We start from the raw sequence: 19,184 nt of genomic DNA on the forward strand, positions 1-19,184 counted from the left end.
CAATAGGGGCTATGATATGGGGCCCCGTCCCCAAAGTACCAGAGTTTGCGGCATGACCCGCGCGCCGCGGAGTCGGCCTTCCGGAACTAAAGAAATTCCAGAAGCGCCTCCAGGGTCTCCGCCGGCGCCTCCTCGGCGAGGAAATGTCCGCAGGGCAGAGCCCGGCCGGACACCTCTTCGGCCCGCTGCGACCAGAGGCCGAGGACATCGTAGCACCGCTCGATGACACCCAGTTGACCCCACAACACCAGAAGCGGCGGGCGGACTTTCCGGTCAAGGTCGGCACGATCGTGCTCCAGGTCGATGCCCGCCGCCGCCCGGTAGTCCTCGCAGGTCGCGTGGATGGTCGCCGGGTCCCGGAAACAGCGCTTGTACTCGGCCAGCGCCTCCCCGGTGAAGCAGCCGCCGACCTTCGACCAGGCGCCGATCTTGCGCTCCAGGTAGTAGTCCGGGTCGGCGCCGATCATGCGCTCGGGAAGATCATAAGGCTGAATCAGGAAGAACCAATGATAGTAGGCCTGGGCGAAGAAGCGGTCGGTGCGCTCGTACATATCCAGCGTCGGCACGATGTCCAGGACCGCCGCCTTGTCGACGCGCGCGCCGTGGTCGAGCAGCAGGCGATGGGTGACGCGGGCACCGCGGTCGTGGCCGACCACGCTGAAGCGCTCGAAGCCCAGCGCCGTCATCACCTCGGCCTGGTCGCGGGCCATGGCCCGCTTGGAATAGGCGGAATGGTCCGGTTCTGAATCCGGGAGGCCGCTCTCCGGCTTGCCGCTGTCGCCATAGCCGCGCAGATCCGTGCAGACAACCGTGAAGCGCTCGGCCAGGGTCGGCGCGATCTTGTGCCACATGACGTGGGTCTGCGGGTAGCCGTGCAGCAGCAGCAGGGCCGGCCCCGTGCCGCCGATGCGCAGATTGATTTCGGTCTCGCTCACCGCGAGCCGCCGGCTTTCGAAGCCTTCGAACATTCGGGTCCCCACCCTGCTATGGCCTTGCAAGGCTGGACGCTTTGGGCGAAGGCGTCAATCTGTCTGGGGAAGATCGGGTGGGCTTCCGCCCGGCCCTCCCGGAAGATCCCGGGGAGGGGTTGGTGCGGCTGAGAGGACTCGAACCTCCACTTCCGTACGGAAACTAGCACCTGAAGCTAGCGCGTCTACCAATTCCGCCACAGCCGCATCGCTGTTTAGAAGGTGGAAAACCACCCTTACTTTACCAGAGCCCGGACGTTTGGTGCGGCTGAGAGGACTTGAACCTCCACGGGGTTTCCCCCACAGCGCCCTCAACGCTGCGCGTCTACCGATTCCGCCACAGCCGCAGATGTCCGCTGGCATGGCCACCGGCTCGGAGCGGGAGTTATAACGTTCTCGCCCAAAAGGGCAATGGAAAATTCGGCCCCTAAACCGCCTTTCTGAACGAGCTGAAAAAGGGCTGGACGCGGGTCGCGCCGAGACGCCACCATCGCCGCCCCGGGACGCAGCACACCCGGTCCAGCCCAGTTCCCGCAGCCCCCATGAAAGCCGAGCCCCTAGCCATGAAAACCGCCGTTACGATCGCCCTTCTCGCCGTCTTCCTCCTGGTTACGCTGCTGGCTGGCATCTACCTCTGGTGGAGCCTCGGCGACGTCGACATCAGCCTCCACGGTCTGCTGGCGTTGACCCTGGGGTCGGTATTGTCGCTGGCGCTGGGCGGTGGATTGATGTTCCTGGTCTTCTACTCAAACCGTCGTGGCCACGACGATGCGCATCATCGAGGGCCGCGGGAGTGACCCTACGGCGAATCGGGCTTCTCTTTTGATCCCAAGTCTCTAGGCCTAAAAACCTGCGGCTTGACACAAAAAGATCACCCCCCTTCCCCCGGTTCAGAATTTAGTCTTAAATGTAGGGTGAGCCTGCAGGACATCGGGTCCCTGCCTCCCTGTACGACTTCATGTCTACCAACCCCCGAAGACGGCCGGGGTTCTCGGTTATCCTGCAGGCTCCCTTACCCTAGTCTCCCCAACCTCACGTTCTGTTGGACCGGCCGCCGGCGGCGCCTGCGCGTCTGGCGCCATGACGCAGGCCGGGGCCCTCGCGGCTGCCTCCCGGGGGGCGCGGTCCGAAACGCTCGAAAGACCCTTGTCCTGTGAATGTGGCACGGTCATCATGACTTATGGATGAACCAGTCCAGCTCGATGTTTCCGACTTTCGCGATCGCCTGATCGCGCGTCGCAGCGAACTCCTGGATTTGACACAGAGCAGCGCCGACAGCCGGAAGCCCGTTGAGTTGGACCAAACGAGGGTCGGCAGGCTGTCGCGCATGGACGCTCTGCAGAACCAAGCGATGTCCCTGGAGGCCGAGCGCCGCCGCAAGCTGGAGCTCCAGCGGATCGAGGCGAGCCTCAAGCGCATCGACGCCGGCGACTACGGCTACTGCGTGACCTGCGGTGAGCAGATTCCCCTGCGCCGCTTGGAGCTCGATCCCACCCTGCCCACCTGCGTCGACTGCGCCAGCACCGGGGCCAGCAGCGGGACAGGCGACTGACTCGATGATCCGAAGGAAGCTTTCGCTTTCCCGCGGCCTCGTGGCGCAGCCCTTGGTTTGCGCCCTGGCCGTTGCCCTTGCCGCCGCGCCGCTGCCGGGAGAAGCGCAGGAGCACACGCCGGCAACCGAGTGCTGGCGTGGCTGGGGCTACCTGCTGGACGGCGCGACCGGCGGCTACAAGAGCCAGGAAATGCTGCTGGTCACCATCGGGGCGCCGGTGTGGGACGTCGGCCGCCCGGTGGAGCTCTTCCTTCTCGACCGGGCCAGCGGCCTGATTTCGGAGATGCCCTCCTTCACCATCCTGCCGGAAAACCCCCGCCAATACTTCCGTGGCCGGCTGAATTACATGGACACCACCGCCGCCATCGAGGGCTCCCAGGACCGTATCGTCGTCGGCCTCAGCCACATCGAGCCGGCCAAGCCAGGCGTTCCGGCCAAGGAACGCTACAATCGCTGGGCCTGCGGCTTCCCCGAAGAATAGCCTCTCTACACTGCCCTGAATGGGGCGAACAACGCCACTAAACCGCCCTTCAATAAGTTCTTACATTGTATTTATTTCAATATTTACTCGAATACAGAAGAATATGGTTAACGAATCATAAATGTTTTCTTGACTTTTTCTCTAAAAATCCCGAAAATTTCCTTCATAGTTATTTAACCAATCGGGCCGTTGAAGGCATCCGAAGGGAGAAGGCGGTAAGATGTTGGCGGTATTGCAGTGGATCTACGGTCCCAACGCGGAATCCGACCCGTACTACCAGGTCATGCACGACCTCATTGCGCTTCTGCCCTGGTGGTATCCCGTCATGTGGGCGGTGATCATCGGCAGCGTGGTGACCTGGCGCCTGGCCCGCCGCTGGCGCCGGCGGCGCCAGAACCGCTTCGGCCTGCGCCGTGTGCGGGCGCGGGTGCGCAAGCTCGCCGCGGCCCCGCAGGCTGCTGCCTGGCTGCCGCAGGCGGCCAATGACGATCTTCCGGGAGACCTGCACCGCCGATGGGCCGCGGAATAGCGTTTTCCTAGCCCGCCGGCGTCCGGAGCACCCGGCAGATCCTGCCGGCCTGCATCTGCCTTTGCCGGGTCAGGCCCGCCGGCTTCCCCCGCCGGTCCGACAGAATACCTAGGTCTTCCCGGGAAAACCGCACAGTCTCGCGCTCCGCCGCGCCCGGCAATCTGGCCCGGCGCTTGCATCTGTTCCGGTGACCCCCTGACCCCTTCCGGGGGCGGCAACCGGGAGACCGCGAATGACCCTGGCAGACTTGATCGCACACGACAGCCAAGATAGAGGCGGCAGCCTGCAGTGGTTCCACCGCACCAGCGGCAAGCCCAAAGAACGCCTGCGCATGCTGGAGGACGCCTTGGCGGTGCCGGAGCCTGATCCCGAACCGCTTTCCGCCGGCGCCTTCGTCGAACAGATCGAGGATACGATCCAGGAGCACTCCAAGCGCGAGATCATGTCCGTGCTGGTGCAGCTGAAGCAGAGCGAGATCCGCGCCCTCGTCCGCCGCGCCGCGCACGCCAAGGGACGCTATCTCGCCGCGTTGATGGAAATGCCGCGCACCCAGTGCAGCCGCAAGACAGCGGTGGAGGAACTGGCCCTGGCGCGCCAGGAATACGAGGAACTGGAGAAGGGCCTGGAGATGCTGCGCGCATTGATTCTCGACCACGACGTTCAGATCAACGGCGTCGCCTGAGACGGCGCCCTTCGACGCGCGGCCCGCGCCTCTCCGGCACATCGCGCATTCCAAGACGGCAGGCTAAGAAAGGCCCCGGTTACAGCCGGTTGGCAAGGCCGCTGGCGCAGGCGGCACCCTAGGTCGGGTAGAGGCGTCCTAGTTCAAATAGAGGACGTCGCTATCCGGTTTGGGCATCTGCAGGATGACGGCTTCGGAATTGCCGCTCAGGCGGCTCAGAAGCTCTTCCGTGGCCTTGGGGCAGGCGTTGACAACGTCCAGCGCCAGATCACCATTCGCGTTCACCCGCGCGAAGATACCCGCACGGAATGCATCGAGAATCCAACGCGCCGCATCGAAGGTAGTTTGACTGGTCATTGCTCAACCTCGTTCATGCTTTCGCACGGTCACTAGCCTGCACGTCTTCCTTTAACGTTCGGTTACTAAACTGCCCGCCAAAATTTTCCCGAATACGTCCGGAATAAGAGGGACTTACCAGATCCCAACCTGCACTCCCCGCGCCCGGCGGTCTGTGGGCTTTCGCACGCCCAGCGCGCCCTCGCGGCAGCTCTGCCCGCCGGACCGCAGCCTCCCGAATCGAGGTCACCCGGTCCGGGGCCACCCGGACCGAACCCGTCGGGCTGCGACAATCCGCGCGGCGACATTTCCCTTGCCGGGGTCGGGCGGCGGACCAATTCTTAGAGCTAGGAGACCCGCCGCGACGAGGACATGACGGCCGTGCTGAGCCCCAACGACAAGACCGCCTTGCGCTTCGTGGCACGCCACCTCGCCACGGGCCTGGGGGCCGGCGCGCTCTTCGGCCTGGCGATCCTGGCCAGCGACTTGGCCGGGCTGCGCAGCCTGGCCTTCAACAGCGAAGCTCCCTGGCTGGTCGTCTTCCTGCTGTTCTTCGGCCTTTTCATCACGTTCGGCTCGGTTTCGCTGGCCGCCAACCTCATGCTGCTCGACCGCGACGGCGCCGACGACGGCCGCTGAGCCCAAGATCGCTCAGCGCAGCGCAAAAACCAGCAGCGCCAGCAGCAACGCGGCATTCAGCAGCCAGAACAACAAGACCACGCGGCGGCGCGCGGGCATTCTCGTCAGCCAGTCAGTCATAAGTGAAACGCTCCGAGAGAATTTGGCGCGCCGGCACGCCAAGATCTATGAGACAGTCCTCCACCGCCGCCATCATGGCCGGCGGACCGCAGAGAACGTAGAGCCAATCTCTCTTTTCCGGCGCCGAGAACAACTCACGCACCACCGCAGCATCGAGCATCCCGATGCGCCCCTGCCAGTCCCGGGGCGGTTCCGACAAGACATGAACGACCTCCGTGCCATGGTCGCGGGCCAGGGCGTCGAGCTCGTCGCGATAAGAAATCTGCTCCGCAACGCGGTTGCCGTAGACCAGCGACGTCGGGCGCGTGTCGCCCTCCAGGCGGAGCTGGCGCAAGATGCCCAGCAGCGGCGCGACGCCGACGCCGCCGGCAAGCAAGGCGATCCCCGGCTCTCCGCGGCCCGCGACCACGAGGTTGCCGTGCGGTCCGTCGAGGTAGGCGCGCGTTCCCGGCGCCACCTGGCCGAGGGTCCGCGTGAAGTCACCGAGTTCCTTGATGACGAACTGCAGGGCCGGCCCTGTCCCCGGCGCAGAGGAGATCGAGAAAGGATTCTCCCGCAGCGAGAAGGCACTGTGGCCGACGTTGAGCCAGACGAACTGCCCGGCCTCATAGGACAGTCCGTCATGGCCATCCGGCTGGAGTGTCAGTTCCCAGGTCTTCAGCCCCGCCGGCTTGACAGATGCCACCGTCCAGGCGCGGCGGCGCTGCAGCAGTGGTTTGAAGACGTAGACATTGACCAGAGACAACACCGCGATACCCAGCAGCACGGCCCAAAGCACGGCGAGCGGAGCCTCGGTGCTGTAGCGGCCGGCCGCCAAGGTGTGGTGCAGCAGCAGCCCGGCGATCAGGACGGCGCCGAGACCATGCATCCAGCGCCAAGTCTCGTAGCTGAAGCCGATCCGGTCCCGTCCCATCGCCAGCAGCACGAAGCCGGGCAGGAGCACCCAGGCGGCGATACCGCTGGCCAACGCCCCGAAATCGTCGGTCAGGGTGAACTGCCTGGTCGCGTCCCAGGGCAGCGCCGGATTGAAGGCCCCCCGGTAAAGGAAAGGGTGGAGCAGCGCCAGCGCCAAGGCCGTGCGCGCGAAGAGCTGATGCACCCGCATGGTGACGTCCATGCCGAGCCGGGCGGAAATGCTGCGGAAGCGTCCGGACAGCACGAATTCCACCAGGATGACCGCATAGGCCAGCATCCCGGCGCCTGCCGCCAATTCATCCCAAAGCGGGCGCGGCGGCAGCCCCCCGCCCCATGCGAGCGCCAAGGGGAGGAGCATTATCGCCATATAGAAGATGACCAGCGCGAACGCCTTGATTGACCGCCTCCCATTGCTGCTCGCGCGAGACTAACCGAAGTCGAGGCGTCTGTCAGGAACCAGCGGCCTCCACGCAGCAAGACGCACACGACCGGCGACGGCTGCGGCTCCCCCTCGCGGCCCGAGGGCTGTATCATGGCCCTGGGACTGCGCCGCGCGGAGGGTTCGAACCGCCATGCCGCCAAAGGATCTCGCCGTACGCCGGGGCCGGCCGGAGGACGTAGACTTTCTGCTGCCCCTGATCAATCGTGCCGGCGAGGACATTCCGAAATGCATCTGGGCGCAGATGGCCGGTCCCGAAGAAACACCCTGGGACGTCGGGCGCGCCCGAATCCTGAGCGATGACTCCGGCATCTCCTACCGGCATGTGTGGATCGCCGAGGCCGCCGGAGAGCCGGCCGGCTGCGTCATCGTTCGGCCGCTGCCCGATCCCCCCGCCCCGCTGGACCCGGAGTTGCCGCCGCTCTTCGTGCCCCTGCAGGAACTCGAGAACGAAGCACCGGGCACCGGCTACGTCTACGTGCTCTCGACCCGGCGCGAGCTGCGCGGGCACGGTATCGGCCGTCACCTGCTGCAGTTTGCGGAGCGCTATCGCGGACCCAAGGGCATGAGCCTGGTGGTCGCCGACAACAACACCGGCGCCCAGGCTCTCTATGAGCGCTGCGGCTACCGCGAGGCGAGCCGGCGGGCCATGGTCAAGGACGGCTGGGACAGCCCCGGCAGCGAGTGGATCTTGATGGTGAAGCCCTGAAACGGGCAGGAAGCGGGCTCCGCTTCCCCACAATCTTGGGTTTGGTGGTGAGCCCGGCAGGGATCGAACCTGCGACAACCTGATTAAAAGTCAGGTGCTCTACCAACTGAGCTACGGGCCCCCAAGAGAGGGAATTGCGCCCTTTTCCGGGCGCGGCGGGCGCACCATAGTGGGCACGTCCCTGCCGGTCAACCAAAGACGCTCCCGACCGGCCCGGGCGCGCGCCCCGGCTAGTCCTCGTCGCGAAAAATCTGCCGGCGCTTGTCGGTCCCGCTGCGCGCCTCCACGTCGAAGCGGTCGCGCAGGCGCTCGGCCACCGGCAGGCTGACGAAGCTGCTGATGTCGCCGCCCAGGCGCCCGATTTCCTTGACGAAGCGCGAGGAGATGAACTGCTGGCGCTCCGAGGCCATGAGGAAGACCGTCTCGACGCGCGAATCCAGCCGTGCGTTCATGGCCGCCATCTGGAACTCGTACTCGAAGTCCGAGACGGCGCGCAGGCCCCGGACCAGCAGGCTGGCGCCCACCTCGTGGCAGAAATCGATCAAGAGGTTGTCGAAGGCGCGCACCTGGACCTCGGTGCCATGGGTGTCCATGGCCGCGATCTCGTCGCGCACCATCTCGACCCGCTCGTCGATGGAGAACAGCGGCCCCTTGCCGGCGTTGCGGGCCACGGCGATGACCAGTCGGTTGGTCACCTTGCAGGCCCGGCCGATGATGTCGCGGTGGCCGTTGGTGATCGGATCGAAGGTGCCGGGATAGACACCGACCAGGGGAGCGCTCATGTTCCGGGCCCTCTTCTCATCGCCCTAAACTCGTGAAGGTCGCCTCTTGCCTAGGCCTCTTCCGTCGGGGGCGCGACGCCGTCCGCGCCGCCGCCGGCCTCGTCCTCTTCGTCGTCATCCTCGGAGAGATGCGCCACCGATACAATACGCTCGCTCTTGTCGATACGGAACAGCATCACGCCGCGCGTCGTGCGCCCGGCGATACGGATGTCCTCGACGGGGCTGCGGATCAGCTTGCCGCCATCGGTCACCAGCATGATCTGATCGCTCTCTTCAAGCGGGAAAGCCGCCGCCACGCTCGACTCCTCGCCGCCGCCGCGCGCCAGGTCCATATTGCCGATGCCGCGGCCGCCGCGGCCGGTGACCCGATACTCATAGGCCGAAGTGCGCTTGCCGTAACCGTCGGCCGCGACCGAAAGCACGAATTGCTCGGCCTCGGCCAGCTCGTCGAGGCGCTCCTGGCTGAGCTCGATCTCGGCGCCGGCCTCCGAAGAACCGTTTTCCGCCCCGCCGTTCTCGCTACGCCGCTTGGCATTGGCATAGCGCAGATAGGCGTCGCGCTCCTCGGTGCTGACGGCCTCGCCGGAGCGCAGGATCGACATGGAAATGACCCTGTCGCCCTTGCCCAGCTTGATGCCGCGCACGCCGGTGGAACTACGCCCGGCAAAGACACGCACATCGTTCACGCCGAAGCGGATACAGCGCCCGCCGGCGGTGGCCAGCAGCACGTCGTCGCCGTCCGTGCAGTAGCGCACGGAAACCAGCTCTCCGTCGCCCTCCTCCAGCTTCATGGCGATCTTGCCGTTGGCGGCGACGCGCACGAAGTCGGAGAGCTTGTTGCGGCGGACATAGCCTGCCGAGGTGGCGAAGACCACGAACATGCGATCCCAGGTGGTCTCGTCCTCGGGCATCGGCATGAAGGTCGTGATCCACTCGCCTTCCTGAAGCGGCAACAGGTTGATCAGCGCCTTGCCGCGCGACTGCGGCGAGCCGATCGGCAGGCGGTAGACCTTCAACTTATAGACCATGCCGAGCGAAGAGAAGAACAGCACCGGCGTGTGGGTGTTGCAGACGAAGACCTTGCTGACGAAATCCTCGTCGCGCGTCGCCATGCCGGCGCGCCCCTTGCCGCCGCGGCGCTGGGCGCGGTAGGTCGATAGCGGCACGCGCTTGATGTAACCGCCGTGGGTGACCGTGACCACCATGTCCTCGCGCTGGATCAGGTCCTCGTCTTCCTGCTCGAAGCCGGCCTCGACGATCTGGGTGCGCCGCGGGGTCGCGAAGCGATCCTTCATGTCGATCAGCTCGCCGCGCAGCACTTCCAGCAAGCGCGCCCGCGAAGCCAGGATTTCCAGATACTCCTTGATCTCGACGGCGATCTCTTCCAGTTCCTGAGCGATCTTCTCGCGCTCCAGGCCGGTCAGGCGCTGCAGGCGCAGCTCCAGGATCGCGCGGGCCTGCAGCTCGGAAAGCTGGTAAGTGCCGTCGTCTTCCACCTGGCGGCCCGGTTCGTCGATCAGCTCGATGAGCGGCGCCACGGTCTGCGCCGGCCAGCGGCGGGCCATCAGGCCCTCGCGCGCGGCCACCGGGTCCGGCGCGGCGCGGATCAGTTCGATCACCGGGTCGATGTTGGCCACGGCGATGGCCAGACCGACCAGCAGGTGAGCGCGGTCGCGCGCCTTGCCCAGCCGGAAGGCGGTGCGCCGGGTGACGACCTCCTCGCGGAAGTCCATGAAGGCGGAAATGATCGCCTTCAGGTCCAACAGCTCCGGGCGCCCGCTGTTGAGGGCCAGCATGTTGCAGCCGAAAGAGCCCTGCAGCGGCGAATAGCGGAACAGTTGGTTCAGCACGACTTCGGGCTCGGCCTCGCGGCGCAGCTCGATGACCACGCGCAGGCCCTGGCGGTCGCTCTCGTCGCGCAGGTCGGCGATGCCTTCGATGGTCTTGGCGCGCACCATCTCGGCGATGCGCTCCAGCATGCGCGCCTTGTTCACCTGGTAGGGCACCTCGGTGACCACGATGGCATGCCGGTCCTTGCGGACTTCCTCGATGGAGGTGGTCGCCCGCACGCGCAGGGAACCGCGGCCGGTGTGATAAGCGTCGCGGATGCCCGCGCGTCCCAGGATCATGCCGCCGGTCGGAAAGTCCGGTCCGGGCACCAGCTCCATCAGCCGGTCGATGGAAATCTCGGGGTCGTCGATGTAGGCGCAGCAGGCATCGATCACCTCACCCAGGTTATGGGGCGGGATGTTGGTTGCCATGCCGACGGCGATGCCGCCGGCGCCATTGACCAGCAGATTGGGGAACCGCGCCGGCAGGACGATCGGTTCCTTGGTGGTTTCGTCGTAGTTGTCCTGGAAATCGACGGTGTCCTCGTCGATGTCCTGCAGCAGCGAATCGCTGGCCGCCCGGGTCAGGCGCGCCTCGGTGTAGCGCATGGCCGCCGCCGGGTCGCCATCCATGGAGCCGAAGTTGCCCTGACCGTCGATCAGCGGCAGGCGCATGGAGAAGTCCTGCGCCAGACGGACCATGGTGTCGTAGATGGCGCTGTCGCCGTGCGGGTGGTACTGACCCATGACGTCGCCGACCACGCGGGCCGACTTGCGGTAGGGCCGGTTCCAATCGTAGCCGGCCTCCTTCATGGCGTAGAGAATGCGCCGGTGCACGGGCTTCAGGCCGTCGCGCACGTCGGGCAGCGCCCGGGCCACGATCACGCTCATGGCGTAATCGAGGTAGGAGCGCTTCATCTCCTCCTCGATGGTGACCGGCGTTATGTCGAAATCGGAAGTCGGCTGTGACGGATCGGACAAGAGTACTGCCTTGAAAAGACGCCCGGGCCCCAAGCCCGAACAACGGATTGCCTGGCCCCGCAGGGCCCGAATTTACCTCGGACAAACGATGGATCGGCCGGGGGTTCCCCGATCCCCGACGGGCAGGAATCCCAAAAGCTGAAGCCCCCGGATAACCTGCGGGAATCCCCCGCGAATCGCTGGTTCAACTATAGCAACCCCACTCCGCCACGACAACTTTCTCGCCCGCGAAAGCTTTAGCAAAAAATCATATAATTCAATAAGTTACAATCACCCCATCGGCGACCGGCGGAAACCGCCCGTCACGCGGCGAGCGGCCCCTTGACGGATCGCCGTTCGAAGGCTCTTCGACGGAGCCGGATAACCGGATTTTCCCGGCGCCGAAGCGGCGCCGGCTCAGCCGTTCATACCGTCGGCCGACCGCTTTTGCCCGCCTTCCGCCGGCCGCAGGCGCCCCGGCAGACGCACGGTCGCGGTGGTCCCCTGGCCCACACGGCTGCTGAGCGCCAAGCTGCCGCCATGCAGTTCGACAAGCGCCTTGGCCAGCGGCAGCCCCAGGCCGGTCCCCTCGTTGTCCCGGATCAGGGCTTCGCGGGCCTGTCCGAAGGGAGCCATGACATTCTTCAGTTCATGCGCGGCGATCCCGATCCCGTCATCGGAAACGCGGATCACCACCCCGGCATCGCCATCGCGCTCTGCCTCCATGATGACGCGGCCGCCGGCTTCCGTGAACTTGATCGCGTTGGACAGCAGATTGACCACGACTTGCTTGATCTTGCGCGCGTCGCAGACCGCCGGCGGCAGGTCCGTGGGCAAATCGACGCTCAGCGCAATGCCCTTGTGCTGCGCCGCCTCGCCGACGAACACCCGGCAGCGTTCGAAGAGGGAGCGCAGGTCGACCTCCTCCTCCCAGAGCTCCAGCTTGCCGGCCTCGATCTTGGAGAGATCGAGAAGGTCGTTGATCAAGGACAGCAGGTGGGCGCCGGAGGAATGGATGTGCTGCGCATAGTCCCGATACTGCGCGTTGTCGAGCGGCCCCAGGGTCTCGCGCACCATAACCTCGGAAAAGCCGATGATGGCATTGAGCGGCGTGCGCAGTTCGTGGCTCATGTGCGCGAGAAAGCTCGATTTGGAGCGGCTGGCCGCTTCCGCCTCCTCCTTGGCCCGGAAGAGGTCCTGCTGGGCGGCGATCTGCGCGCTGATGTCGTGGAAGACGACAACCACGCAAAGGCTGGACAGGGGGCCGGCGATGGGAGTCACCACCAGTTCGATCGAGAGCAACCTTCCTCCGGCACCGCGGATCTTCATCTTTTCGACGTGGCGGGCCTTGCCGTCCGAAAGCGCCGCGGCGACCGGCCGCGCCTGCGGTGCATCGCCGTCCGAACCCCGTAGAATCAAGTCGGCCTCCGCGCCAATGATCTCGGCCGGTTTCCGGCCCAGGATGCGCGCCGCCGCGGGGTTCGCGAAGCTGACTCGTCCAGCCGCATCGACGCCGAAGATACCGTCGGCCGCAGCGCCGAGAATCAACTCGTTGCGCTGACGCATCTCCGCCAATTCGCGCTCGGCGCGGCGCGCTTCCACCGCGAAGGCGGCAAGCTGGGCCAACACCAACTCGGGACCGTCGCTGTCCGGCGCGCGCACTTGCTGGGTACCGAGGAACTGCAGCACCAGACATCCGAGAAGGCGCCCGGAGGTCGCCCGCAGCGGCAACGACCAGACCGCACCGTCGGCGTCGACGCTGATCGCAGAAGGCCCTGCCGCCGCCAGACTCTTGGCAAAGAGCTGCGGCAAAGCCTCTACGGGGCAGTCGACGGGGCACGGGCTACCCCGCCGGTCCTGGGGCGCGACGCAGGCCGCGACCTTGTCGCCTCTCGGATCCAGGATGAGGATGGAGCACAGCGCCCCCGGCTGGTGGGTTTCGACCGAGCGGGCGATCCGCAACAACACGCGCTCCAGGCCGACGCCCCGGGCCAGGGCTTCCAGCACCATGCCACGCTGGCGTTGAAGGCGCTCGGAGCGCCGCCGGTCGAGGATACTGCGGGCGACGAGCCACCCCGCCAATCCGCCAGGCGGCAGCAATAGGGCGACCAGCGCCGTGAAGGCGCTGTTGCCCAGGCGGCGATAGCGCTCGGCCTGGCTTGTCACGTCGACATCGACCTTCAAGGCGCCGGCCTTGCCCGTCCCCGAGGCAAGCGGCACATAGGCCTGCCCGATGACCGCTTCCTCTCCTTCGATCCCTTCTTCGATGACCTTTACCACCGTGCGGTGGTCTTCCAGGACCGCGCGCAGGGTCTCGGGGTCGGTGGCGCCGCGGAAATCCCCCGACCAGTTCGACAGCGCGACCAAGCCATCGGGGCGGATGACCTGGTAATCCCGCACGCCGCCGGCCGCGCCGGCGAACTCGAGGATGCGCTGGTCCTCCTGCGAAACGAGACCCGCGGCGAGAATTTCCTCCAGGCCACGCAGGTGCGACTGCAAAAACTCCGCCCAGTGAACCGCCGCGCCGGTCGCGGCCGTGCGCAGCAGGTTGCGCTCGACCTCACGGATGGTCGCAAAGCTGGCGGCAAGCACGGTGGCGCCGATCAGCACGATGGTCAGGAGCAACCGCAGATCCTTGTCCAGCCCGCGCCGCCAATCCCGCGGCCGCTTGAGCAAGGTCAACAAGCGCCGATAGCGCTGCTGTCCCGGACTGCGCCGTGTCGCCGTCATGTGTTCAACCGGAAACCCTGTATCATCTCCGGCGTCACGTAGCCCAAAGTGCCGGACATCATGTAGTCCAGATGAGTGCGGAAGACACGCGCCGCGTCGGGGTCCCGGTTGGCCCAGGCGAACCAGCGCGGCACCGCGAGCTTGGTGAAAGCCGTGACGTCTTCATCGCTCAGCCGCGAAACCTCGACGCCGGCGTCGCCGAACTTCTCCCAGGCCGCTTGATCGGCCCTTTCGATGGTGACGTGGTGCTGCTGCGAATAGATGCGCACCTCGTCCTCCAGGAAGGATTGCATGCCCGCCGACAGGGCCCGCCAGCTTTCCAAGGCGACCGTGATGTCCATCAGGTCGACAGGCTGGTAGATCGACATGAAGCCCGGCGGCCCCATCGAGACATACTTGGCGACCTTCTGGAATCCGAGGGCCAGATTGACCGCGGGCCCCACGTAGTCGGCCGCATCGATCACGTCGTTGGCCAGGGCGTCGAGGATCTCCGAGCCCGGAAGCATGGTGGTCTTGGCGCCGGCGGCCTGGAACAGTTCGGCCACCATGCCGCCCGGCATGCGCAGGCGGAGGTCGCGGAAATCCGAGATCGAGCGGATCGGCTTCTTGGAATGGATGATGTTGGCGCCGTGGCGGACCGGTCCCAGGTAGTACATGCCGAAAGGCGCGTAGATCTCGCGCGCCATCTCCAGCCCGCCGAGACCGTAGTAGAAGACTTCCCACTCATGCGGCTGGCGCAGGCCAAGGGGATAGGCCGCAAGGAAGACCGCCGCCGGTATGCGCCCGGACCAGTACTGGGTGAAGGAGTTCATCGCCTGAATGTTGCCCCGGCGCAGGGCATCGAAGAGCTGGAATTCGCCCACCAGCTCGTTGGCGCCGTAGCCCTCGAAAGCCAGCTCTCCTGACGTTTTCTCGACGATACTGGCACACCAGGCCTTGAAAACCTCCAGGCCGACGCCGCCCGGCCAGGAGGTCTGGATCTTCCAGGTGGTGCCGACCTCGCGGCCGGAGATGACGGCGGGGGCGCCGCCGGAGGCACGGCGGCCCGCGGCCCAGACAAGGCCGGCGCCGGCACCGGCCCCGACAGCGAGTCCAGCGGCCGTACCGGCAAGGAAAGCGCGACGGCCGGCGCGCGGATTGCGTTCAGTGGTCATGGCATAGGGCTCCGTCGCCTACGGCATCCGGGCACGTCCTAAACGGGTGACCGCTGCCGAGAGTTCGCGAACTAAGCAATATGCGGAGAAACCATGGGAAAATGGTTAACCCGGCCCAGGACGACCGCGCCGCCCCAGATCCCAGGAAATTATGCCGATTTCTCAATCCCATCCGGCGGCCCGGGCCGGCGGCCCCACGCCGGCCCCGTCAACCGGAAGCGCCCCGGTTCCGGACCGATGCTAGAAGGGAATTTCGTCGTCCAGGTCGCTGCCGCCACCGCCGCCGGAACCGCCACCGAAGCCGCCCCCGCCAGAGCCGCCGCCCCCGAAGCCGCCGCCGGACCCACCGCCGGGCCCGCCGTCGTCGCTGTAGCCACCGCCGCCGCCGTCCTGGCGGCCGTCCAGCATCGTCAGCTCGCCGCGGAAGCGCTGCAGCACCACCTCGGTGGTGTACTTCTCCACACCCTGCTGGTCGGTCCACTTGCGGGTCTGGAGCTGGCCCTCGATATAAATCTTGGACCCCTTGCGCAGGTACTTCTCAGCGACCTCGCAGAGCTTGTCGTTGAAGATCACGACCCGGTGCCATTCGGTGCGCTCACGGCGCTCCCCGGAATTCCGGTCGCGCCAGGTTTCCGAGGTGGCGAGGGACAGATTGGCGACCTTGGTGCCGTCCTGGGTGCTGCGGATCTCCGGATCGCGGCCCAGATTGCCCACCAAAATGACTTTATTCACGCTCCCCGCCATACCGATTCTCTCCAGTTTCTGCGCATTTCGACCTCAAGTGGCGGCGGACTCTAACGTCCTGGCAGGGCCCTGTCAGCAATCCCTTATCCACAAGACGGCCCGGCCCATCCGCGACTCGATTTTCCGCCTTCCATCCTCCATATTGACGTTATCGGCGGCCCATCGCCACCGGTATCCCGAACCATCGGTCATCCGACGAACCCGAACCCCCCTGAGAGCCCACCGAGAGGCTGTGCCGAAGTAATGCCTAAAGGCCTGGAAGGTCCCGTGATCGCGATCCGCGGCGCGCGCGAGCACAATCTGAAGAACATCGACGTCACCCTGCCCCGCAACGAACTGGTGGTGATCACCGGGCTTTCGGGCTCCGGCAAGTCGTCGCTCGCCTTCGACACCATCTACGCCGAGGGCCAGCGCCGTTATGTCGAGTCGCTCTCGGCCTATGCCCGCCAGTTCCTGGAGCTGATGCAGAAGCCGGACGTGGACTCCATCGAGGGCCTCTCCCCGGCGATCTCCATCGAGCAGAAGACCACGTCGAAGAATCCGCGCTCCACGGTGGGCACGGTGACGGAGATCTACGACTACATGCGCCTGCTCTTCGCCCGGGTCGGCGTGCCCTATTCCCCGGCCACCGGCTTGCCCATCGAGAGCCAGACCATCAGCCAGATGGTCGACCGGGTGATGGAGATGGACGAAGGCACCCGCCTCTACCTGCTGGCCCCCATCGTGCGCGGGCGCAAGGGCGAGTACAGAAAAGAGCTGGCGGAGCTGCAGAAGCGCGGCTTCCAGCGCGTGAAGATCGACGGCGAGCTCTACGAGATCGAGGATGCGCCGGCGCTCGACAAGAAGCGCAAGCACGACATCGAGGTGGTGGTCGACCGCCTGATCGTGCGCAAGGGCATCGAAACGCGCCTGGCCGACAGCTTCGAGACGGCCCTCAACCTGGCCGACGGCCTGGCCTTCACCGAAGAGGCAAAGAAAGGCGGCGAGATCACCACCTTCTCGGCCAAGTTCGCCTGCCCGGTCTCCGGCTTCACCATCGAGGAGATCGAGCCGCGGCTATTCTCCTTCAACAACCCCTTCGGCGCCTGCCCCTCCTGCGACGGCCTGGGCATCACCCTGTTCTTCGATCCCGACCTGGTGGTGCCGGACCCCAAGGCGACCCTGAGCGGCGGCGCCATCGCGCCCTGGTCGCGCTCGGCCACGCCCTCACCCTACTACCAGCAGACCTTGGACAGCATCGCCCGGCACTACAAGGTTTCGACCCGCACGCCCTGGGCGGAGCTTCCCGCCAAGGTGCGCGAGGTGATCCTGCACGGCTCCGGCAAGACCGCCATCACGATGAAATACGAGGACGGCCTGCGCAGCTACAAGACGACGAAGCCCTTCGAGGGCGTGGTCCCTAACATGGAGCGGCGCTGGCGCGAGACCGACAGCGACTGGGTCCGCGACGACCTGGGCAAGTACCAGAGCAACAAGGCCTGCGAAGCCTGCGGCGGCCACCGCCTGAAGCCGGAGGCCCTGGCGGTGAAGCTGGACAAGCTGCACATCAGCGAGGTGGCCGAGTTCTCCGTCGCCAAGGCTGCCGCCTGGTTCGGCGCCCTGAACGCCAAGCTGGGCAAGAAGGACCAGGAGATCGCCGCGCGCATCCTGAAGGAGATCAACGAGCGCCTGACCTTCCTGGTCGATGTTGGCCTGGACTACCTGACCCTCAGCCGCGGCTCGGCCAGCCTCTCCGGCGGCGAGAGCCAGCGCATCCGCCTCGCCTCGCAGATCGGCTCCGGCCTCACCGGCGTGCTCTACGTGCTGGACGAGCCCTCGATCGGCCTGCACCAGCGCGACAACGCGCGCCTGCTGGAAACGCTGAAGCGCCTGCGCGACCTGGGCAACAGCGTCATCGTGGTGGAGCACGACGAGGACGCCATCCGCACCGCCGACTACCTGATCGACATGGGCCCGCGCGCCGGCGTCAACGGCGGCCGGGTCGTGGCCATCGGCAAACCCGAGGAGGTGATGCACAACCCGGAAAGCCTGACCGGGCAGTATCTGACCGGCCTGCGCCAGATCGAGGTGCCGCGCCACCGCCGCGAGGGACATCCCGGCCAGGAGATCAAGATCCTGGGCGCCACGGAGAACAACCTGCAGGACGTCGAGGCGGCGATCCCCATGGGGACCTTCACCTGCGTCACCGGCGTCTCGGGCAGCGGCAAGTCGACCCTCATCATAGAGACCCTCTACAAGGCCCTGGCCCGGCGCCTGCACAAGGCCCGCGCCAACCCCGGCAAGCACGAGGGTATCGAAGGGCTGGAGTACCTCGACAAGATCATCGACATCGATCAGTCGCCCATCGGCCGCACCCCGCGCTCCAACCCCGCCACCTACATCGGCGCCTTCACGCCGATCCGCGAGTGGTTCGCGGGCCTGCCGGAATCCAACGCCCGCGGCTACAAGCCGGGCCGCTTCTCCTTCAACGTGAAGGGCGGGCGCTGCGAGGCCTGCCAGGGCGACGGCGTCATCAAGATCGAGATGCACTTCCTGCCGGATGTCTACGTGCAGTGCGACGTCTGCAAGGGCCAGCGCTACAACCGCGAGACCCTGGAGATCCACTTCAAAGACAAATCCATCGCCCAGATCCTCGACATGACCGTCGACGAGGGCGTGGAGTTCTTCAAGGCCGTGCCCTCGATCCGCAGCAAGCTGGAGACCCTGCAGAAGGTCGGCCTGGGCTACATCCACATCGGCCAGCCGGCGACGACGCTCTCCGGCGGCGAGGCGCAGCGCGTGAAGCTCTCCAAGGAACTGTCCCGGCGCGCGACCGGGCGCACCCTCTACATCCTCGACGAGCCAACCACCGGCCTGCACTTCGAAGACGTGAAGAAGCTGCTGGAGGTGCTGCAGGCCCTGGTCGATCAGGGCAACACCGTGGTGGTGATCGAGCATAACCTGGAGGTCATCAAGACCGCCGACTGGATCCTGGATCTGGGGCCCGACGGCGGCGACCGCGGCGGGCGCATCGTCGCCGCCGGCACGCCCGAGGCCGTGGCCCAGGTGGCCGAGAGCCACACCGGCCACTACCTGGCCCCCTATCTGCGCAGCGCCAAGCCGAAGAAGAAGCGGGCATGAGCCAAGCCGCCGTGAACTGCCGCCTGGCGACGGCCGCCGACGCGGCGGCGCTCGCCGAGCTGTTCTACCTCAGCGACGTGCATTACTGGGGCGACAGGGCGGCGCCGCGCGAGGCCATGGCCGCGCACGTCCGGAACGAGGTGCTGTCTGAGAAAGCCAACATCGAAGTGTTGCTGGCCGAGGCCGGCGGCAAGGCCGTCGGCTTTGCCAGCTTCGCGGTGCTCCACCCCGCACCGGACCTTGGCGGCCAGCTCTTTCTGAAGGACCTCTTCGTTCCGCAAACGGCGCGCGGGCTGGGCATCGGCGGGACCCTGCTGCGCCGCTTGGCTGGGATCGCCGTCGAACGCGGCTGCGTGCGCCTGGACTGGACCGCCGAGGCCGACAATCCCCGCGCCCTCGCCCTCTATGACCGCCTGGGCGCCCGCCGGCTGGCGGAAAAGGTCTACTTCCGCTTCGACGGCGAGGCGTTGAAGGAGTTTGCCGCGGGCGACTAGT

17 protein-coding genes and 3 tRNA genes are annotated in these 19,184 nt (G+C 66.2%); 9 read left to right on the top strand and 11 right to left on the bottom strand.

The features are described from left to right. Positions 1-86: 86 nt before the first annotated feature. From AAFN88_RS15480 to AAFN88_RS15490, 3 genes are all read right to left on the bottom strand, one after another. Positions 87-968, bottom strand: coding sequence for an alpha/beta hydrolase (locus AAFN88_RS15480; RefSeq protein WP_347521287.1), 882 nt, complete (start codon positions 966-968; stop codon positions 87-89). Positions 969-1,088: 120 nt separating this feature from the next. Beyond that, positions 1,089-1,175, bottom strand: a tRNA-Leu gene (locus tag AAFN88_RS15485). 53 nt (positions 1,176-1,228) lie between these two features. Continuing rightward, a tRNA-Leu gene (locus tag AAFN88_RS15490) sits at positions 1,229-1,315 on the bottom strand. A 216-nt stretch (positions 1,316-1,531) separates the two neighbouring features. Here AAFN88_RS15490 and AAFN88_RS15495 point away from each other — a divergent pair. The 5 genes from AAFN88_RS15495 to AAFN88_RS15515 all read left to right on the top strand — a co-directional run bounded on the left by AAFN88_RS15495 (position 1,532) and on the right by AAFN88_RS15515 (position 4,212). After that, positions 1,532-1,765, top strand: coding sequence for a hypothetical protein (locus AAFN88_RS15495; RefSeq protein WP_347521288.1), 234 nt, complete (start codon positions 1,532-1,534; stop codon positions 1,763-1,765). A 497-nt stretch (positions 1,766-2,262) separates the two neighbouring features. Further along, the gene (locus AAFN88_RS15500) at positions 2,263-2,520 is read left to right on the top strand and encodes a TraR/DksA C4-type zinc finger protein (RefSeq protein ID WP_347521289.1); all 258 of its coding nucleotides are present in this window, start codon (positions 2,263-2,265) and stop codon (positions 2,518-2,520) included. A gap of 4 nt (positions 2,521-2,524) precedes the next feature. After that, positions 2,525-3,001 carry a hypothetical protein gene (locus tag AAFN88_RS15505; RefSeq protein ID WP_347521290.1) on the top strand — a complete coding sequence of 159 codons (477 nt, stop codon included), beginning with the start codon at positions 2,525-2,527 and terminating at the stop codon, positions 2,999-3,001. A 220-nt stretch (positions 3,002-3,221) separates the two neighbouring features. Next, on the top strand, positions 3,222-3,530 hold the full coding sequence (locus AAFN88_RS15510; RefSeq protein WP_347521291.1) for a hypothetical protein: 309 nt from the start codon (positions 3,222-3,224) through the stop codon (positions 3,528-3,530). 232 nt (positions 3,531-3,762) lie between these two features. Further along, a complete protein-coding gene (locus tag AAFN88_RS15515) occupies positions 3,763-4,212 on the top strand; it encodes a hypothetical protein (protein ID WP_347521292.1) in 450 nt (149 codons plus the stop codon). 138 nt (positions 4,213-4,350) lie between these two features. Here AAFN88_RS15515 and AAFN88_RS15520 read toward each other — a convergent pair whose 3' ends face one another. Then, entirely contained in the window at positions 4,351-4,569 is a 219-nt protein-coding gene (locus AAFN88_RS15520) for a hypothetical protein (RefSeq protein ID WP_347521293.1), read from the bottom strand. 351 nt (positions 4,570-4,920) lie between these two features. Here AAFN88_RS15520 and AAFN88_RS15525 point away from each other — a divergent pair, with 351 nt between their 5' ends. Next, positions 4,921-5,187, top strand: coding sequence for a hypothetical protein (locus AAFN88_RS15525; RefSeq protein ID WP_347521294.1), 267 nt, complete (start codon positions 4,921-4,923; stop codon positions 5,185-5,187). A 112-nt stretch (positions 5,188-5,299) separates the two neighbouring features. Here the strand turns inward: AAFN88_RS15525 and AAFN88_RS15530 are convergent, their stop codons facing one another. Further along, positions 5,300-6,499: a ferredoxin reductase family protein gene (locus AAFN88_RS15530; RefSeq protein WP_347521295.1), complete on the bottom strand. Its 1,200-nt coding sequence runs from the start codon at positions 6,497-6,499 to the stop codon at positions 5,300-5,302. A gap of 295 nt (positions 6,500-6,794) precedes the next feature. On the opposite strand from AAFN88_RS15530, the gene AAFN88_RS15535 reads away from it, so the two are divergent. Next, entirely contained in the window at positions 6,795-7,370 is a 576-nt protein-coding gene (locus AAFN88_RS15535) for a GNAT family N-acetyltransferase (RefSeq protein WP_347521296.1), read from the top strand. Between the two features lie 45 nt (positions 7,371-7,415). On the opposite strand, the gene AAFN88_RS15540 is transcribed toward AAFN88_RS15535, so the two are convergent. The 6 genes from AAFN88_RS15540 to AAFN88_RS15565 all read right to left on the bottom strand — a co-directional run bounded on the left by AAFN88_RS15540 (position 7,416) and on the right by AAFN88_RS15565 (position 15,569). After that, positions 7,416-7,491 (bottom strand) — tRNA-Lys (locus AAFN88_RS15540). A gap of 109 nt (positions 7,492-7,600) precedes the next feature. Further along, the gene (gene coaD, locus AAFN88_RS15545) at positions 7,601-8,152 is read right to left on the bottom strand and encodes a pantetheine-phosphate adenylyltransferase (protein WP_347521297.1); all 552 of its coding nucleotides are present in this window, start codon (positions 8,150-8,152) and stop codon (positions 7,601-7,603) included. 50 nt (positions 8,153-8,202) lie between these two features. Continuing rightward, positions 8,203-10,899 carry a DNA gyrase subunit A gene (gene gyrA / locus AAFN88_RS15550; RefSeq protein ID WP_347521686.1) on the bottom strand — a complete coding sequence of 899 codons (2,697 nt, stop codon included), beginning with the start codon at positions 10,897-10,899 and terminating at the stop codon, positions 8,203-8,205. A 459-nt stretch (positions 10,900-11,358) separates the two neighbouring features. Further along, positions 11,359-13,671 carry an ATP-binding protein gene (locus AAFN88_RS15555; RefSeq protein WP_347521298.1) on the bottom strand — a complete coding sequence of 771 codons (2,313 nt, stop codon included), beginning with the start codon at positions 13,669-13,671 and terminating at the stop codon, positions 11,359-11,361. Next, positions 13,668-14,825, bottom strand: coding sequence for a TRAP transporter substrate-binding protein DctP (gene dctP, locus AAFN88_RS15560; RefSeq protein WP_347521299.1), 1,158 nt, complete (start codon positions 14,823-14,825; stop codon positions 13,668-13,670). Before dctP ends, AAFN88_RS15555 begins: the two co-directional genes overlap by 4 nt. Positions 14,826-15,065: 240 nt before the next feature. Beyond that, positions 15,066-15,569: a single-stranded DNA-binding protein gene (locus tag AAFN88_RS15565; RefSeq protein ID WP_347521300.1), complete on the bottom strand. Its 504-nt coding sequence runs from the start codon at positions 15,567-15,569 to the stop codon at positions 15,066-15,068. A 267-nt stretch (positions 15,570-15,836) separates the two neighbouring features. On the opposite strand from AAFN88_RS15565, the gene uvrA reads away from it, so the two are divergent. Both uvrA and AAFN88_RS15575 read left to right on the top strand, forming a co-directional pair. Beyond that, on the top strand, positions 15,837-18,689 hold the full coding sequence (gene uvrA / locus AAFN88_RS15570) for an excinuclease ABC subunit UvrA (RefSeq protein ID WP_347521301.1): 2,853 nt from the start codon (positions 15,837-15,839) through the stop codon (positions 18,687-18,689). Continuing rightward, the gene (locus AAFN88_RS15575) at positions 18,686-19,183 is read left to right on the top strand and encodes a GNAT family N-acetyltransferase (protein WP_347521302.1); all 498 of its coding nucleotides are present in this window, start codon (positions 18,686-18,688) and stop codon (positions 19,181-19,183) included. The genes uvrA and AAFN88_RS15575 overlap by 4 nt, the downstream gene beginning before the upstream one ends. Position 19,184 lies beyond the last annotated feature (1 nt).

The sequence above is a fragment of the Pelagibius sp. CAU 1746 genome, assembly GCF_039839785.1.
GTDB lineage: Bacteria > Pseudomonadota > Alphaproteobacteria > Kiloniellales > Kiloniellaceae > Pelagibius.

Excerpts from the sequence above, each read along its gene's own strand:
- AAFN88_RS15530 (WP_347521295.1), bottom strand. The coding sequence starts at position 6,499 with ATGCTGGCCTATGCGGTCATCCTGGTGGAATTCGTGCTGTCCGGACGC.
- AAFN88_RS15480 (WP_347521287.1), bottom strand. The coding sequence starts at position 968 with ATGTTCGAAGGCTTCGAAAGCCGGCGGCTCGCGGTGAGCGAGACCGAA.
- AAFN88_RS15535 (WP_347521296.1), top strand. The coding sequence starts at position 6,795 with ATGCCGCCAAAGGATCTCGCCGTACGCCGGGGCCGGCCGGAGGACGTA.
- AAFN88_RS15555 (WP_347521298.1), bottom strand. The coding sequence starts at position 13,671 with ATGACGGCGACACGGCGCAGTCCGGGACAGCAGCGCTATCGGCGCTTG.
- AAFN88_RS15510 (WP_347521291.1), top strand. The coding sequence starts at position 3,222 with ATGTTGGCGGTATTGCAGTGGATCTACGGTCCCAACGCGGAATCCGAC.
- AAFN88_RS15575 (WP_347521302.1), top strand. The coding sequence starts at position 18,686 with ATGAGCCAAGCCGCCGTGAACTGCCGCCTGGCGACGGCCGCCGACGCG.
- AAFN88_RS15525 (WP_347521294.1), top strand. The coding sequence starts at position 4,921 with ATGACGGCCGTGCTGAGCCCCAACGACAAGACCGCCTTGCGCTTCGTG.
- AAFN88_RS15565 (WP_347521300.1), bottom strand. The coding sequence starts at position 15,569 with ATGGCGGGGAGCGTGAATAAAGTCATTTTGGTGGGCAATCTGGGCCGC.
- dctP (WP_347521299.1), bottom strand. The coding sequence starts at position 14,825 with ATGACCACTGAACGCAATCCGCGCGCCGGCCGTCGCGCTTTCCTTGCC.
- AAFN88_RS15495 (WP_347521288.1), top strand. The coding sequence starts at position 1,532 with ATGAAAACCGCCGTTACGATCGCCCTTCTCGCCGTCTTCCTCCTGGTT.
- gyrA (WP_347521686.1), bottom strand. The coding sequence starts at position 10,899 with ATGAAGCGCTCCTACCTCGATTACGCCATGAGCGTGATCGTGGCCCGG.
- AAFN88_RS15520 (WP_347521293.1), bottom strand. The coding sequence starts at position 4,569 with ATGACCAGTCAAACTACCTTCGATGCGGCGCGTTGGATTCTCGATGCA.
- coaD (WP_347521297.1), bottom strand. The coding sequence starts at position 8,152 with ATGAGCGCTCCCCTGGTCGGTGTCTATCCCGGCACCTTCGATCCGATC.
- AAFN88_RS15515 (WP_347521292.1), top strand. The coding sequence starts at position 3,763 with ATGACCCTGGCAGACTTGATCGCACACGACAGCCAAGATAGAGGCGGC.
- AAFN88_RS15505 (WP_347521290.1), top strand. The coding sequence starts at position 2,525 with ATGATCCGAAGGAAGCTTTCGCTTTCCCGCGGCCTCGTGGCGCAGCCC.